Raw genomic sequence first — 14,761 nt, forward strand, 5'->3', positions numbered from 1 at the left:
TCGGGAGTAGGAGCTCTATCGGGAGGTGGTTCTAGTGGGAATCGGTCGGGTCGTTCGGGGACGTGTGCCCGGGCCGGCGCAGCCCGAGCCGGGCATGCGAGCGGGACACCGACGGCCGCCTCCGGCGCCGGCCACCGCTCACGGCGCGGTCGGCGCGGCGTTCGGCACGCCGCTCGGACGGGCGGGCATCCCACTGTTCGGGCCGGGCGGCCACCCAGCGCTGATTGCGCCACGCGAACGGGATGTGCGCCAGGTAGGCGACGATGAGGACCAGCATCAGCACGTACGGGTAGGTCAACAGCAGCGCCGCGGTCACCGCGACCCCGACCAGCAGCAGCGCCAGCGCACTCGGCGGCACCTTGGTGGCCTTGGTCGACGCGGTGGGCACCCGGCTCACGGCCAGCGCCGCCACCACCACCATCCAGATGCCCACCGCGGTACCCGACGTCCACCAGCCGCTGCCGAACTGTTCGTGCAGGCCCACCGGCAGCAGTACCAGGATGGCCGCGGCGGGTGCGGGCACCCCGACGAAGAACTCCTTGGTGTAGGCGGGCGCGTCCTCGTCGTCGAGCAGGGTGTTGAACCGGGCCAGCCGAAGCACGATCGCGCACACGTACACGAGCACGAATATCCACGCGACGTCGGTGCTGCCGAGATCGCCCGTCAGTGCCAGGTAGACGATGCCGCCGGGAACCACTCCGAAGTTGATGACGTCGGCCAGTGAGTCGATCTCGGCACCCATCCGGGTGGCCGCGTTCATCATGCGTGCGACCCGGCCGTCGAGGGCGTCGAGGACGGCCGCCGCGACCACCAGCGCGAGCGCGAGGTCGATGTGGCCGTTCAGTGTGGACCGCAGTGCGGTCAGGCCTGCGCAGATCGCGAGGATGGTGACCGCCGACGGCACGAAGATCCGGCCGGCCGCAGCCTGCCTGCGCAGCCTGCCCGCCTCGTGTTCGGTGTGACGCGAGTAGGTGTCGAGGCGCTGTGATGCCAGATCCGAGGCGTCGGCGCCGCGTGTGTGCCCGGGGTCGCGCGGATGGCCGGGGTCGGCCGTGGGGGGTGCGTGCCCGCGCCGCGAACGTCGCAGCAGGCCACGTGAGTTGCGCTTGGCCGACGCGGCCGGTGTGGTGCGCCGGCCGGGCCGCTGTGGGGTGTCGTTCATGGCAGTGTCGCCAACACGGTTTCGGCGCCCACTGTGCGCTGGCCGACGCGTACCGCGGGCACGGTCCCGGCCGGGAAATAGACGTCGACGCGGGAGCCGAACCGGATCAGTCCGTAGGTGTCGCCGACCCGCAGCGTGTCGCCGGGTTTCGGTTCGCACACGATGCGCCGGGCGATGAGTCCGGCGATCTGGACGACCGCGAGTTCGGCACCCGTGGTGGTCCGTAACCCGAGGACGGTGCGTTCATTGTCGGAGCTGGCCTCGGGCAGATCGGCCGACAGGAATTTACCGGGCGTGTGCGTCACGGAGGTGACCGTGCCGGCGATGGGCACGTGCTGCACGTGGACGTCGAACACCGACAGGAACGTCGACACCCGCGGCAGCGGCTGAGCACCGAGACCGGCTTCGGGCGGCGGCACGGCCTCGTCGACCAGGGCGACGGTGCCGTCGGCGGCGGCCACAACGATCGCCGGGTCGGTGGGAGGCACCCGTTTGGGATGCCGGAAGAACGCGGCGCACGCCCCGGCGGTCAGCATGGCGGGCCGCGCGACCCACGGATGCCTGCGCCCGATCAGGGCCACGGCTGCGGGCACTGCCACGAACGGGACGCCCGCGGGGTGGATCGGTGGGATGGTCTCGCGGGCCAACTGCACCAGGTGTTCGGCTGCTGTGGGGGACGTGCCGTCGGGGCGTGGGCGCCTGGCCACATCCACCTCCTGAGATCGTGGGATCGGATGTCGTGCGATTCGTGAACAGCTTAGGACACGCCCCTGGTCGGCCGACCCACTCGGACTCGGCGCACCCGGTCTCGGTGGCCGTCAGTCTGGTGTCTTGGTGGACCTCAGTCTGTGTCTTGGTGACCTCAGTCTGTGTCTTGGTGGACCTCAGTCCAGGCGCATGGCCCGCACGATCCAGCCGTCGGGGAGGGACGTCACGTCGGCTGCGATGTCGATCAGAGTGTTGGCTCCTGCGAGGTAGCGCAGGTGGTGACTCGACGGCGGGCCGATCGGTTCGACTATCCACCCGCCCAACGACTGACCGAGGACACCCCGCAGGAACTGCCGTTTGCCGTCCGGGGAGTTGATCGGGTCCAGCAACCGGGCATGGACCTCCTCGCGGTTCGGTGCCAGCCCCATCGCCTTGCGCAGCGGGGGCCGGATGAACACCTCGAAGCTGACCAGCGAGCTCACCGGATTGCCGGGCAGGGTGATAATCGGGACTGCCCGCCCCGACGGGTCGATGACATGCCCGCAACCCTGCGGCATGCCAGGCTGCATCGCCACCTTCACGAACTCCACGCCACCGGTGGCCGTGAGTGCGTCCTTGACCACCTCGAAGGCGCCGGCGCTGACCCCGCCGGAGGTGATGATGAGGTCGGCATCCCCGGCGATCTCGGCGATCCGGGCCAGAAAGCCGTCGACGTCGTCGGGGACGAAGTGCACCGACTGGGCCGATGCCCCGGCCTCGGTCGCGGCGGCCGCCAGCATCGGGGAGTTGGATTCGTAGATCTGCCCGTGCCGCAGCGATTGCCCGGGCGTAACCAGTTCCGAACCGGTCGAGAGCACGACGACGCGTTGTCGTCGCCACACATCGACCATGGTCACGCCGATGGCCGCGAGCAGCCCGAGCTGTGGTGCGCGCAACCGGGTGCCCGCTCGAATAGCCACTTCACCTGCGACGATGTCCGAACCTGCGGCGCGGATATTCTTGCCGACGGGGATGGGTGCGGTGAACCGGATCTCGGGCGTGGCGAGCAGGCGCGCGGTGGCGAAGCGACCCTCGCCCGAATCGCTCGCGGTCAGCTCGACCGGCACCACCGCGTCGGCACCGTCGGGCAGTGGGGCGCCGGTCATGATCCGGTGTACGGAGCCCGGTTCGAGGGTGAGCCGGTCGGTGCGTCCGGCGGGGATGTCGGCGGCCATCGGCAGCACGATCGGGTGGTCGCCGGTGGCGTCGGCGAGGTCGGCGGCGAGCACCGCATAGCCGTCCATCGCCGAGTTGTCGAACCCCGGCAGCGACACCCGCGTCCGCACATCGACCGCCGCGACCAGGCCCAGCGCGTCGGCGACCGCGACCTTCACGGCCTCGGGCGGCGCGAACAGAGCGGCCACTGCTTGCTGGTGGTCCTCGACTGATCGCAGTGCGGGCATCGGTTCTCCTCGATGGTTCGTCCCAAACCCCACCGATAGCCCCCGGCATCGCAATAATCTCCTCGCCGGGGCGTATAGGTGGGGTTTGTGCCCGGCGTGCAGGCCACCGGCGGCGGCATTACCGTTTCCACTATGAGTTATGGGCTGCTGTTCGACATCGACGGGGTGATGGTCACCTCGTGGCAAGCGCTGCCCGGGGCCGCCGATGCCGTCGCCGAACTCGCCCGCCGGGAAATCCCCAGGATGTTCCTGACCAACACCACTTCACGCTCGCGCGCGGAGATCGCCGCGGCACTGGGCGAGGCCGGATTCGACGTCGGGCCCAAGGAGATCCTGACCGCGGCCAAACTGACGGCCGAATACCTGGCCGCACAGCATCCGGGAAAAAAGGTGTGGGTACTCAACCAGGGTCCCATCGCCGACGACATGACCCGCGTGGACCTCGTCGACGATCCGCGGCAGGCCGATCTGATCGTGTTGGGCGGTGCCGGCGCGGTGTTCACGCATGAGGCGTTGTCCGCGGTGTTCGAACGGATGGTCACAGGTACGCCGGTGGTGGCTATGCACAGGTCGATGACCTGGTCGACCAGCAGGGGACTTTCCATCGACACCGGTGTCTACCTCGAGGGACTGGAGAAGGCGACGGGCCGCAAGATCAAGGCCGTCGGCAAGCCGTCGCCGCGGGGTTTCCGCATCGCCTGCGACCTGATGGACCTCGATCCGGCGCAGGTGGTGATGGTCGGCGACGACATGCATAACGATGTCCTCGGCGCGCAGGCCGCCGCCCTCACCGGGGTGCTGGTGCGGACCTGGAAGTTCCGCGAGGACGCGCTGCGGCAGTTGCAGCGCGACGAGTTCGGGCCGGTCCCCGACCACATCATCGACTCGCTCGCCGACCTCCCGGCCCTGCTCACCGAGCTATACGGCTGACCTATGCCGCTTCGGCGGCGCGCTTGATTTTCGTCAGCGTGGCGGCCATGCCCTGCTTGAGTTCGGTCTCGAACGAATCGTTGCCGCCGAACACCTTGTCGACGAGGAACGCGCTGACCTTGCTGGTGCCGTTCGCGGCGTCGCGGCGTTCGGTGACCGTGACCCCGTTCGCCGACTCGTCGAGGGTGTACGACCACACCGTCCGATTCTCGGCGATCTTGAAGGCCAGTTCCTTGTTGGGGACGAAGCGGACGATCTTGGCGGTGGTCGGCCACACCAGCGGGCCGCGCCGGTTGATGTTGATGGTGCGGGTGCCCACGCCGATCGGTTGACCGCGCACGATCATCTTCTTGCACTGGGGACTCCACTCACCCATCCGCTTGAGGTCGGAGATCACGGCCCACACCTTGTCGGCGGACGTGTTGATCTCGATGCTCTCTTCGAGCAGGGGAGTGGCCATGGGATATCCCTTCGGTTGTGCGCGCACGGGTGCCTGCGGCGGATGGTGCATCACTGTAGAACTCTTATTGTCTGAAAGTCAATAAGCGGACGGTGGCGCGCACCCGCACACCATCGCCCCCGTCGTCGACAAGCGGTGCCGGGGGCGATGGTGGGTGTCGAAACAGCTGGTCAGCCGACGGTGACCATTTCCCAGTCGCCGATGCCCCGTGCCAGGGAGGCCAGGTGGTCGTCGGGATGACCGAGGGTGTGGCCGATGGCGGTCAGCCGGCTGACGTAGTGGCCGACCGGGTATTCGGCCGTCATACCGATACCGCCGTGCATCTGGATCGACTCCTGGCCGATGATGCGCGCGGACTTGCCGACCTGCAGCTTGACCCGCGAGGCGATGGTGGCATCGGCCTTGCCCTCGGACAGGGCGGTCACCGCGTACAGGTTCACGCTGCGCGCCAGTTCCAGCCACATGTACAGGTCGGCGGCGCGCTGGGTCAGCGTCTGGAACGTCGAGAGGGTGACACCGAACTGCTTGCGGGTCTTGAGGTATTCGGTGGTCAGCTCCAGGCAGCGTTCGAGGGCGCCGATGGCCTCGGCGCACTGCGCGATCTGGGTGGTGACCTCGACGTCGGCGATGATCGACGACGCGTCCCCGGACCCGAGCCGGACGGCCGGTGCGCCGTCGAAGACGATCTGCGCGCCGCGTCGACGATCGTGTGTGCGGTAGGCGGTGCGGGTCACCCCGGCCGCCGAGGCATCCACCAGATACAGTCCGATCTCGTCGCCCTCGCGTGCCGAAACGACCAGCTGGTCCGCACAATCACCATGCGGCACAAGGGTTTTGGTTCCGATGAGCGTACCGTCGGCAAAGCTTGTGGCCACTGCCGACACCGGCCAGCGATCACCGGCCTCGTGATGCGCGAACGCACCCAGGGTCTCGCCCGAGGCGAGCGCGCCCAGCAGTTCGTGGCCCGGGGAGGCCGCCGAGATCAGCGCGCCCGGCACCACCACCGAATCCAGGTACGGCTCAGGAGCGAGCGCGCGGCCCAGCTCGGTCAGCACGGTGGCCACCTCGACGGGTCCGGCGCCGGCGCCGCCGTCCTCCTCGGAGAACGACAACCCGAGGATGCCGATCTCGGCGAGCGAGTTCCACACATCCCGGTTCCAGCCGAGTTCGCTGTCGGTGACCTTGCGGACGGTCTCGACGTCGTAGGTCTTGGTGAGCACGTCGCGCGTGGTGTCGCGCAGCATCACCTGTTCTTCGGAAAGCTCAAAATCCATGATTCACCTATAGTTTCGAAAGTCTGGGAAGTCGGTCGGCGGTGCCCTACAGGCCCAGCACGGCCTTCTCGATGATCTGGCGCTGCACCTCGTTGGAACCGCCGTAGATGCTCACCTTGCGGTAGTTGAGGTACTGCGGAACGCTGAGCTGTGCCCAGTCGGCGGCGTCGATGTCGGCGGGGCCGTCGCCGTCGATCCCGAGCGCGGGCAGCGAGTCGGGGCCGGCGATGTCGGCGAGCAGTTCGGTGGCCTCCTGCTGCAGCTGCGAGCCGCGCAGCTTGAGCAGCGACGACGCCGGGTTCGGCTTGCCGTCGGCCGACGACGCGACCACGCGCAGCTGGGTCACCTCCAGGGCGAGCAGGTCGTTCTCCAGCCCGGCGATGCGGGCGGAGAACTGCGGATCGTCGAGCAGGGTGCCGGTGGCGGTCTTGACCTCGCCGGCCAGTTTCTTGGCCTTGGCCAGCTTGACCTTGGTCTCGGCGACGCGGGCGATGCCGACGCGCTCGTTGCCGAGCAGGAACTTGGCCTGCGTCCAGCCGGAGTTCTCCTCGCCGACCATCAGCTCGGCGGGTACACGCACATCCTCGAAGAACACCTCGTTGACCTCGACGCCGCCGTCGATCAGCTGGATCGGGCGCATCTGGATGCCGGGGGTGTTCAGGTCGACCAGGAACATGCTGATGCCGGCCTGCTTCTTGACGTCCGGATTGGTGCGGGCGAGCACGAAGATCCAGTCGGCGAACTGGCCGAGTGTGGTCCACGTCTTCTGGCCGTTGATGACGTAGTGATCGCCGTCGCGCACGGCTTTGGTCTTGAGCGAGGCCAGGTCGGAGCCGGCTTCGGGCTCGGAGAAGCCCTGGCACCACCAGATGTCGACGTTGGCGGTCTTGGCGAGGAAGCGTTCCTTGAGTTCCTGCGACCCGAAGTGCGCGATGACCGGGCCGATCATCGAGTGGTTGAACGCGAGCGTCTCGGGAATGTGCGCGAGCGCCATCTCCTCCTTGAGGATGTGGTGCTGGATGGGGGTCCAGTCCTTGCCGCCCCATTCGAGGGGCCAGTGCGGGACGGCCAGGCCGTGCTCGTTGAGCACGCGGCACGCGGTGACGATGTCTTCGGGGTAATTCATCTTGCCCGCGGCGTGGCGGTCGCGGAGATCCTGGGGAACTTTGGCGAGGATCGTCTGGATCTCCGCGCGAAACGCTTGCTCTTCCGGGCTGAACTCGAGTTGCATGCCTATTTTCTTACCACCGAGTCGGGTGTATAGGACCGCGACCGCCGGAGTTTATTCGTGCGTAAAACCTAAGGATGTGTTAGGCAACAGCCCGCCCCGGCCGGTGTGGACCGTTCGGTGTAGGACGTATCGGTGGGGTCCGGTGCCGGACCGCCGGGTACCGGTTCACTACTCTGCACCTATGAAGAAGGTGCATGCATTCGGCGACGACTGTCTCGGCGAGCTCGACGCGGTGGGAATCGCCGCCGAGATCGCCGCGGGCACGTTCTCGGCGCTCGAAGCGACCGAGGCCGCGTTGGCCCGCATCGACGCGGTCAATCCGCATTTGAATGCCGTCGCCATCGACGATCGGGAGCGCGCCCGCAAGCGTGCCGCCGACGATGTGTTGCCGCCCGGCCTGTTGCGGGGGGTGCCCTCGATCATCAAGAACAACACCGACTTCGCCGGTATCGCCACCCTGCACGGTTCGGCGGCGGTGGCCGATCGGCCCGCGGCGAAGAACGAGGAGTTCACCAACCAGTTCGTCGGCACCGGTCTGAATGTGCTCGGCGCGTCGATGATGCCGGCGTTCGGGCTCACCGCGACAACCGAATTCGTCGACCGCCCGCCCACGCTCAACCCCTGGGACACCGAGTATTCGTGCGGTGCGTCCTCGGGTGGTTCGGCGGCGCTGGTGGCGGCGGGGGCGTTGCCGATCGCCCACGCCAACGACGGCGGCGGTTCGATCCGCATCCCGGCCGCGGCCTGCGGTCTGGTCGGCCTCAAACCCAGCCGGGGCCGTGTCGCCCAGGCGCACGAATCACGTTCGGCCCCCATCGATCTCATCTCCAACGGCGTGGTCACCCGGACGGTCCGCGACAGCGCGCATTTCTACGCCGACATCGAACGGCGTTTCGCGGGCCTGGGGATGCCGCCCATCGGTCTGGTCGAGGGCCCGTCCGACAAGCGGCTGCGGGTGGCGGTGCTCGTCGAACCTCTGACCGGGCAACTGCTCGACGACGACACCCAGGCGGCACTCACCGCGGTGGGCGAGAAGCTCACCTCGCTGGGCCACCACGCCGAGCTGATCCCGATGCCGATCGACCGTTCCTACGTCGACGACTTCATCCAGTACTGGGGTCTGATGGCGTTCTCGCTGGAACGGTTCGGTGGCCGAATCATCGGAAAGGGCTTCGACCGCAAGAAGATCGACCCGTTCACCCACGGCCTGGCCAAGATGTTCGTCAAACAGATCTGGCGCACACCGTCGTCGATCCGCGGTCTGAAGAAGGTCGACGCCGTGCTGGCTTCCACCTACGACAGGTTCGACGTGGTGCTCTCGCCGACACTGGCCCACACGGTCCCGAAGATCGGCTACCTCGATCCGGCCGGCGATTTCCAGGAGGTCTTCGACCGTCTGATGCGCTACGTCGCGTTCACCCCGATCAACAACACCACCGGCACCCCCGCGATCAGCCTTCCCCTGGCCACCGACAGCAACGGTCTGCCGATCGGCATCCACTTCATGGCCGACATGGGTAACGAACGCATGCTCCTGGAACTGGCCTACGAACTGGAAGCCGCGCTCCCGTTCGCCCGCATCAACGCTTGATCGGCCGTCCGAAACCCCACCGATAGTCCTCGGCATCGCAATTATTGTCATGCCGGGCGCTATAGGTGGGGTTTCGGACGACGACCGCCAGATATGAATCCACCCCGACCGGTTGGCCGGGGTGGATTCATATGGTTGGGCCTTGCTGTGAAATCTAGTGCTGCACAGCCTGTTCGGCGCCGACACCGGTGAGGGAGCGAACCTCCATCTCGGCGTTGCGGGCCGGGTCGCCCTTGTCCTGCGGGCTCGTCAGGGTACCGACGACACCGAGCAGGAAAGCGAGCGGGATCGAGACGATGCCCGGGTTCTCCAGCGGGAACCAGTGGAAGTCGACGCTCGTGACCATCGAGGTCGCCTTACCGGAAACCGCGGGGGAGAAGATGATCAGGAAGATGCACGAGCCGAGACCGCCGTAGATCGACCACAGCGCGCCGCGGGTATTGAACCGCTTCCAGTACAGCGAATACACGATGGTCGGCAGGTTGGCCGACGCCGCGACCGCGAACGCCAGGGCGACGAGGAAGGCGATGTTCTGGCCGTTGGCCAGAATGCCGAGCACGATGCCCAGGACACCGAGCACGACAATGGTGTAGCGGGACACGCGCACCTGATCGTCCTCGCTGACCTTGTTGCGCTTGATCACGCTGGCGTAGATGTCGTGGGCGAACGACGCCGACGCAGTGATCGCCAGACCGGCGACAACGGCGAGGATGGTGGCGAACGCGACCGCCGAGATGATGCCGAGCAGCACGACACCGCCGAGTTCGAACGCCAGCAGCGGGGCCGCCGAGTTCTCCTTGCCGGCAGCCGACAGGATCTTCTCCGGTCCCACCAGTGCGGCCGCACCGTAACCCAACACCAGGGTGAACAGGTAGAAGGCGCCGATGAGACCGATGGCCCACACCACGGACCTGCGGGCTTCCTTGGCGGTGGGCACGGTGTAGAAGCGCATCAGCACGTGCGGCAGACCGGCGGTGCCCAGCACCAGCGCGATCGCCAGTGACAGGAAGTTGATCTGGGAGGTCAGCGTGCCGCCGTACTTGGCGCCGGGGGCGAGGACGTCGCGCGAGGCCGTGGCCTCGTTGCCGGAGATGGCCGACTGGGCGTCGGTGAGAATGGACGAGAAGTTCGCGCCGAACTTCCACAGCACCATGATCGTCATCAGACCGGCGCCGGCGATGAGCAGGACTGCCTTGATGATCTGCACCCAGGTGGTGCCCTTCATACCGCCGACGAGCACGTACACGATCATCAGCGCACCGACGACCGCGATCACCACGGCCTGTCCGCCCTTGCCTTCGATGTCGAGCAGCAGCGCGACCAGGCCGCCGGCACCGGCCATCTGGGCCAGCATGTAGAACAGGGTGACCGTGAGGGTGGAGATGGCCGCGGCCAGCCGCACCGGACGCTGCTTGAGCCGGAAGCTCAGCACGTCGGCCATCGTGAATTTGCCTGTGTTGCGCAGCAATTCGGCCACCAGCAGCAGGGCGACGAGCCAGGCGACGAGGAAGCCGATGGAGTAGAGGAAGCCGTCGTAGCCGTAGACGGCGATGGCGCCGGCGATACCGAGGAAGCTGGCCGCCGACAGGTAGTCGCCGGCGATGGCGATACCGTTCTGCGGGCCGGAGAAGCCACGGCCGCCGGTGAAGAAGTCGGCGGCGGAGTTGTTGTTCTTGGACGCCCGGATCACCACGAACATGGTGACGGCGACGAAGCCTGCGAAGATCGCGATGTTGACTGCGGGTTCGCCGACGGCCTCCGCCAGGTACCTGGTGTTGAGGTTGACGGTGTTGAGGTTAACGGTGTTCATGCTTTGGGTGCCTCGGCTTCCATCTTGTTGCGGATGGCCTCGGCCCGCGGATCGAGTTCACGGTTGGCGAACTTCACGTACGCGCCGGTGATCACGAAGGTGGTGACGAACTGGAGTAGGCCGAGGATCACGCCGAGGTTGATCTCGCCGATCACCTTGGTGGCCATGAAATCGTGGGCGAACGCGCCGAGCAGCACGTAGACGGCGTACCAGATCAGGAAGAACGCGCTGATCGGCAGAACGAAGCGGAGCAGTCTCGAACGCAGTTCCTGGAACTCGGGGCTCCGCTGCATCTCGATGAACTGGTCGCCGGAGGGCGTCGGCGGGTGGGCCGGCGCATGGGCGGTGGACAACGTCGTACCTCCTGGTTGTGGTGGCCTCTGAAGTTGATGTGTTCGGGCGTGGAGGACCGGGGGGTAACGGACTATCCGGCGGTCGTCACAAAAGGAGGATATTGCGGTTCGGGTCACAAAAATGCCGGTGTCGCAGATCACACGCCAAGAGTTGCCGGCTCTGCGCCGGGCGGTCAGTGAGCCACGACGAGCGGCAGCCGTTCGCGGCCTGTCCGGATCATTCTTTCGGGAGTCGTTCGATGCCCATGCCGAGCCGTTCGGGCACGTGCATCCGGGCGAACGTCCGCGACAGTCCCGTCGGCAACGCGTGCCGCGTGGCCAGGCTGACCACGATCATCGTCACGAATCCGAGGGGGACGGTGACCGCCGCCGGATAGCCGACGATGATCGCCGGCCAGCCGCCGAGCGCATCGCCGGGCACCGCACGTGCGATCGCCAGACTCGTAGCCAACCCCGACGACACCCCGCCGACCAGCAGCCCGGCGATCGCGCCGGGGGCGGTGAGCCCACGCCACCAGATGCCCAGGACCAGCAGCGGGCACAGCGTCGACGCCGACACCGCGAACACGAGCCCGACGGTCCGCGACAGTTCCAGCGATGCCGCCGCCAGCGACAACGCGATCGGAACGGCCCCGCCGATGACCGCGGCCAGCCGGAAGTCGCGGACCCGGCCGCGCAGGACGTCCGTCGACAACGCCCCGGCCACACTCACCAGCAGCCCCGACGACGTGGCCAGGAATGCTGCGACCGCCCCGGCCGCCACCAGCGCCGCGAGCAACTGTCCGCCGATGCCGCCGATCGCCGCCGCCGGCATCAGCAGCACCGCGGCGTCGGCGTTTCCGGTGATGAGCAGTTCGGGTACGTATAGCCGGGCGAACACCCCGAGGACCAGCGGAAACAGATAGAACAACGACAGCAGCGCGATGACGGTGAGCGCGGTGCGCCGGGCCGAGCGGCCGTCGGGGTTGGTGTAGAAACGCACCAGCACATGCGGCAGGCCCATGGTGCCGAGGAAGGTCGCCACGATCAGCGACAGCACCTGATACAGCGGATGGCCGCCACCCAGGCCGCGGCCGGAGGTGAGCCATTCGGTGCCGGTGGCCGGTGCCCCCGTGACCACCGGCGTGGCCGCCCCCGCGTCGAGGGTCAGGGTGGTTCCCGCGCCGAGGGTGTGCGTTCCCGCGCCGAGCACCTGTCCGCGTACGTCGTCTTCGTCGACCCGGCCGTCGACGGTGACACCCTGTGGGTCGGTGACCTCGACCGCCACGTCGACGGTGATGTCGACGGTGGTGGCGGTCGACACCCGTGGCGGCGCGGGACCGCCCAGGTCGGAGCGGTCGCCGGCGAACACGGCCAGCAGCACCAGCGCCGGGATGGCGATGGCGGTGAGTTTGAGCCAGTACTGGATGGCCTGCACAAAGGTGATGGACCGCATGCCGCCGCTGACTACATTGATGATGACGATGGTCCCGACGCCGACCGCGCCCACCCAGGGCGGGATGTCGAGCAGGATGTGCAGAGCCTGCCCGGCACCCTGGAATTGCGGGATCAGGTACAGCACGCAGATCAGCACCACCACCAGCATCGCGGCGGTCCGGGCGCGGTGCGACGACAGCCGGAATTCGGCGAAGTCGGGCACCGTGTAGGCGCCCGACCGGCGCAGTGGCGCGGCCACGAACATCAGCAGCCCGAGGTATCCGGCGGTGAAGCCGACCGGATACCACAGGGCGTCGGCGCCGTACTTGGCGACATATCCGGCGACACCCAGAAACGATGCGGCCGAAAGGTATTCACCGGTGATGGCGGTGGCGTTGGCACGTGATCCGACCGAGCGGGAGGCCACCAGGAAGTCGGAGGTGGTGCGCGATCTCCGGCCGCCGTAGATTCCGACGGCGATGGTGATGACCGCCGCGAGGAGCACCGCGACGGCGTTGAGAATGCCCGATCCGTTCACGAACCACGGTCCTAAGCGGTGTCGCCACCGGCTGGGTCAGCCGAGTTGTCACCGGCTGGGTCAGCCGAGTCGTCATCTACGACACTCATGAATTCGCGTTCGGACTGTTCGGCGAGCCGCACGTAGATCCAGCCGGTGAGGTAGAGGACCGGGTACAGGGCGACGCCCAGGACGATCCAGTTGAGCCGGATACCCCACACCGTGGCCTCGCCGAGTGCAGGAAATGCACTGCCCAGCAACGGGATCGACACGCACAGCGCGGTCAGAGTCACCCCGAGCCGAAGCGCGAGGCCGAGCTGTGCGCGCATCAGGCCGCGGACCAGGGTGTCGCCCACCTCGGTCTGCTCCTGCACCTCGACACGGGTGCGCACCATCCGGGCGCCGCGACGTTCGGCGAGCACCACGCGTTCGCGGCGGGGTCGCTGCTGGTCGGTGGTCACTGGCCGGAACCCGGTTCGGATTGTCCTGGATTCTGTTGTGCCGAACGGTAATTGCGCATCGGGTCGCGGATCAGCCGGTCCTTGAGATCACGCAACTGCCGCCTGCTGACCGGCAGGTCGGTGGCGGGGGACTGGCCGTTGGCCTTCATGCACACCACCGTCGACGTCCCGCGCGATCGCAGTCCGGTGACCATCGGCAACGACACCAGATACGACCGATGCACCCGCAGAAATCCGGCGTCGGACCAGCGGGACTCCAAGGTGGACAACGGTATTCGAACCAGATGGGAACCCGTCGACGAATGCAGCCGGGCGTAGTCGCCGACGGCCTCGACCCAGCCGATCGAATCGCGGCGCACCAGCGAGGTGACCCCGCCCAGTTCCACCGGGACCGCCTCGTCGGGGTCCGGTCCGGAAGGTGGTGTCGCCGGTGCGGCCGGTGCCGGACCGGTCCGCGCGCTCTTGACTTTCGCCGCTGCGGCGACCCGGTCGATCGCCTCGGCCAGCCGGGCATCGCGGATGGGTTTGAGCAGGTAGTCGAGCGCGCCCACGGCGAACGCGTCGACCGCCTTGTCGTCGTGCGCGGTCACGAACACCACCGGCGGCGGGTCGGCGTAATTGCGCAGCACCTCGGCCAGTTCGAGTCCGGACAGGCCGGGCATGTTGATGTCGAGGAAGATGGCGTCGACGCTGTGCCGACCGAGTTCGCGCAGTGCGGCGGTGGCATCGGAGGCGGTGATCACCGCGGTGACGCCGGGCGAACCGGACAGCAGATACTCGAGTTCGTCGAGCGCCGGTCGTTCGTCGTCAACGGCCAGGATCGTCAGCGACACCGTCGATCCCTCCTCCCCGCTCAGGTGTTCAGGCGCGGATTCCCGCCCGGAATTTGGGCACCCGCATGCCGACCTTGGTCCCCGCGCCGATGCCGGTGTCGACCACTAGACCGTAGTCGTTCCCGAACGCGGCGCGCAGCCGATGGTCCACATTCGTCAGCCCCACATGCGCCCCCTGCGACTCGTGCCGCGTCCCGCCATCGGGTTCACCACCGGCGAGCGCATCGATATCCCCACTACGCAGCAACTCCGGATCCATCCCCACCCCGTCGTCCTCGACGGTGATGACGCAGTCGGTGCCTTCGTCGCGCGCGATGACGGTGATGGTCCCACCGCCATTGGCTGCCACCCCGTGCCGAACCGCGTTCTCCACCAACGGTTGCAGAGCCAGGAACGGCAGCACCACGTTCAGCACCTCGGGGGCCGCCTGCACCTTGACGGTCAGTTTCGGCCCGAACCGCGCCCGCTCCAGCGTCAGATATCGGTCGACGTTGCGCAGTTCGTCGGCCAGCACGGTGTACTCGCCGGCGGCCCGGAACGAGTAGCGGGTGAAGTCGGCGAAGTCGAGGATCA

Annotated in this window: 14 protein-coding genes; 2 read left to right on the forward strand and 12 right to left on the reverse strand. The window is 67.5% G+C overall.

Going from position 1 to position 14,761, the window contains the following annotated elements; all coding sequences use genetic code 11:
• Nucleotides 1-31: 31 nt before the first annotated feature.
• The 3 genes from KDB67_RS18395 to glp form a co-directional block, all read right to left on the reverse strand.
• Nucleotides 32-1,162 (reverse strand): phosphatidylcholine/phosphatidylserine synthase, encoded by a 1,131-nt coding sequence (locus tag KDB67_RS18395; protein WP_291018759.1) that lies wholly within the window; start codon nt 1,160-1,162, stop codon nt 32-34.
• Nucleotides 1,159-1,869 carry a phosphatidylserine decarboxylase gene (locus tag KDB67_RS18400; protein ID WP_291018761.1) on the reverse strand — a complete coding sequence of 237 codons (711 nt, stop codon included), beginning with the start codon at nt 1,867-1,869 and terminating at the stop codon, nt 1,159-1,161. The genes KDB67_RS18395 and KDB67_RS18400 overlap by 4 nt, the downstream gene beginning before the upstream one ends.
• A gap of 177 nt (nt 1,870-2,046) precedes the next feature.
• Nucleotides 2,047-3,303 (reverse strand): gephyrin-like molybdotransferase Glp, encoded by a 1,257-nt coding sequence (glp, locus tag KDB67_RS18405; protein ID WP_291018881.1) that lies wholly within the window; start codon nt 3,301-3,303, stop codon nt 2,047-2,049.
• A gap of 141 nt (nt 3,304-3,444) precedes the next feature.
• Between glp and KDB67_RS18410 the strand changes: the two genes are divergently transcribed.
• Nucleotides 3,445-4,242 carry an HAD-IIA family hydrolase gene (locus tag KDB67_RS18410; RefSeq protein WP_291018763.1) on the forward strand — a complete coding sequence of 266 codons (798 nt, stop codon included), beginning with the start codon at nt 3,445-3,447 and terminating at the stop codon, nt 4,240-4,242.
• A 1-nt stretch (nt 4,243) separates the two neighbouring features.
• On the opposite strand, the gene KDB67_RS18415 is transcribed toward KDB67_RS18410, so the two are convergent.
• The 3 genes from KDB67_RS18415 to KDB67_RS18425 all read right to left on the reverse strand — a co-directional run bounded on the left by KDB67_RS18415 (nt 4,244) and on the right by KDB67_RS18425 (nt 7,207).
• Nucleotides 4,244-4,702: an SRPBCC family protein gene (locus tag KDB67_RS18415; protein WP_291018766.1), complete on the reverse strand. Its 459-nt coding sequence runs from the start codon at nt 4,700-4,702 to the stop codon at nt 4,244-4,246.
• A gap of 170 nt (nt 4,703-4,872) precedes the next feature.
• A complete protein-coding gene (locus KDB67_RS18420) occupies nt 4,873-5,976 on the reverse strand; it encodes an acyl-CoA dehydrogenase family protein (RefSeq protein WP_291018768.1) in 1,104 nt (367 codons plus the stop codon).
• Nucleotides 5,977-6,022: 46 nt separating this feature from the next.
• A complete protein-coding gene (locus KDB67_RS18425; RefSeq protein WP_291018770.1) occupies nt 6,023-7,207 on the reverse strand; it encodes an acyl-CoA dehydrogenase family protein in 1,185 nt (394 codons plus the stop codon).
• Nucleotides 7,208-7,388: 181 nt separating this feature from the next.
• On the opposite strand from KDB67_RS18425, the gene KDB67_RS18430 reads away from it, so the two are divergent.
• Nucleotides 7,389-8,798, forward strand: a complete 1,410-nt coding sequence (locus KDB67_RS18430; RefSeq protein WP_291018777.1) for an amidase — start codon at nt 7,389-7,391, stop codon at nt 8,796-8,798.
• Between the two features lie 154 nt (nt 8,799-8,952).
• Here the strand turns inward: KDB67_RS18430 and KDB67_RS18435 are convergent, their stop codons facing one another.
• From KDB67_RS18435 to KDB67_RS18460, 6 genes are all read right to left on the reverse strand, one after another.
• A complete protein-coding gene (locus KDB67_RS18435; RefSeq protein ID WP_291018785.1) occupies nt 8,953-10,608 on the reverse strand; it encodes a cation acetate symporter in 1,656 nt (551 codons plus the stop codon).
• Entirely contained in the window at nt 10,605-10,901 is a 297-nt protein-coding gene (locus KDB67_RS18440; RefSeq protein ID WP_291018889.1) for a DUF485 domain-containing protein, read from the reverse strand. The genes KDB67_RS18435 and KDB67_RS18440 overlap by 4 nt, the downstream gene beginning before the upstream one ends.
• Before the next feature lie 277 nt (nt 10,902-11,178).
• Nucleotides 11,179-12,915 carry a cation acetate symporter gene (locus tag KDB67_RS18445; RefSeq protein WP_291018791.1) on the reverse strand — a complete coding sequence of 579 codons (1,737 nt, stop codon included), beginning with the start codon at nt 12,913-12,915 and terminating at the stop codon, nt 11,179-11,181.
• An 11-nt stretch (nt 12,916-12,926) separates the two neighbouring features.
• Entirely contained in the window at nt 12,927-13,289 is a 363-nt protein-coding gene (locus KDB67_RS18450; RefSeq protein WP_291018893.1) for a hypothetical protein, read from the reverse strand.
• A 62-nt stretch (nt 13,290-13,351) separates the two neighbouring features.
• Nucleotides 13,352-14,188, reverse strand: a complete 837-nt coding sequence (locus KDB67_RS18455) for a LytTR family DNA-binding domain-containing protein (protein ID WP_291018798.1) — start codon at nt 14,186-14,188, stop codon at nt 13,352-13,354.
• Nucleotides 14,189-14,216: 28 nt separating this feature from the next.
• Nucleotides 14,217-14,761, reverse strand: a 545-nt coding sequence (locus tag KDB67_RS18460) for a sensor histidine kinase (RefSeq protein WP_291018804.1), incomplete at its 5' end; no start/stop codon positions are given.

It is taken from the genome of Gordonia sp. (in: high G+C Gram-positive bacteria), assembly GCF_020438995.1.
GTDB lineage: Bacteria > Actinomycetota > Actinomycetes > Mycobacteriales > Mycobacteriaceae > Gordonia.

Coding starts and splice junctions, on each gene's coding strand:
- KDB67_RS18395 (WP_291018759.1), bottom strand. CDS start 1,162: ATGAACGACACCCCACAGCGGCCCGGCCGGCGCACCACACCGGCCGCG.
- KDB67_RS18430 (WP_291018777.1), top strand. CDS start 7,389: ATGAAGAAGGTGCATGCATTCGGCGACGACTGTCTCGGCGAGCTCGAC.
- KDB67_RS18450 (WP_291018893.1), bottom strand. CDS start 13,289: ATGGTGCGCACCCGTGTCGAGGTGCAGGAGCAGACCGAGGTGGGCGAC.
- KDB67_RS18440 (WP_291018889.1), bottom strand. CDS start 10,901: ATGCAGCGGAGCCCCGAGTTCCAGGAACTGCGTTCGAGACTGCTCCGC.
- KDB67_RS18425 (WP_291018770.1), bottom strand. CDS start 7,207: ATGCAACTCGAGTTCAGCCCGGAAGAGCAAGCGTTTCGCGCGGAGATC.
- KDB67_RS18420 (WP_291018768.1), bottom strand. CDS start 5,976: ATGGATTTTGAGCTTTCCGAAGAACAGGTGATGCTGCGCGACACCACG.
- KDB67_RS18410 (WP_291018763.1), top strand. CDS start 3,445: ATGAGTTATGGGCTGCTGTTCGACATCGACGGGGTGATGGTCACCTCG.
- KDB67_RS18435 (WP_291018785.1), bottom strand. CDS start 10,608: ATGAACACCGTTAACCTCAACACCGTCAACCTCAACACCAGGTACCTG.
- KDB67_RS18415 (WP_291018766.1), bottom strand. CDS start 4,702: ATGGCCACTCCCCTGCTCGAAGAGAGCATCGAGATCAACACGTCCGCC.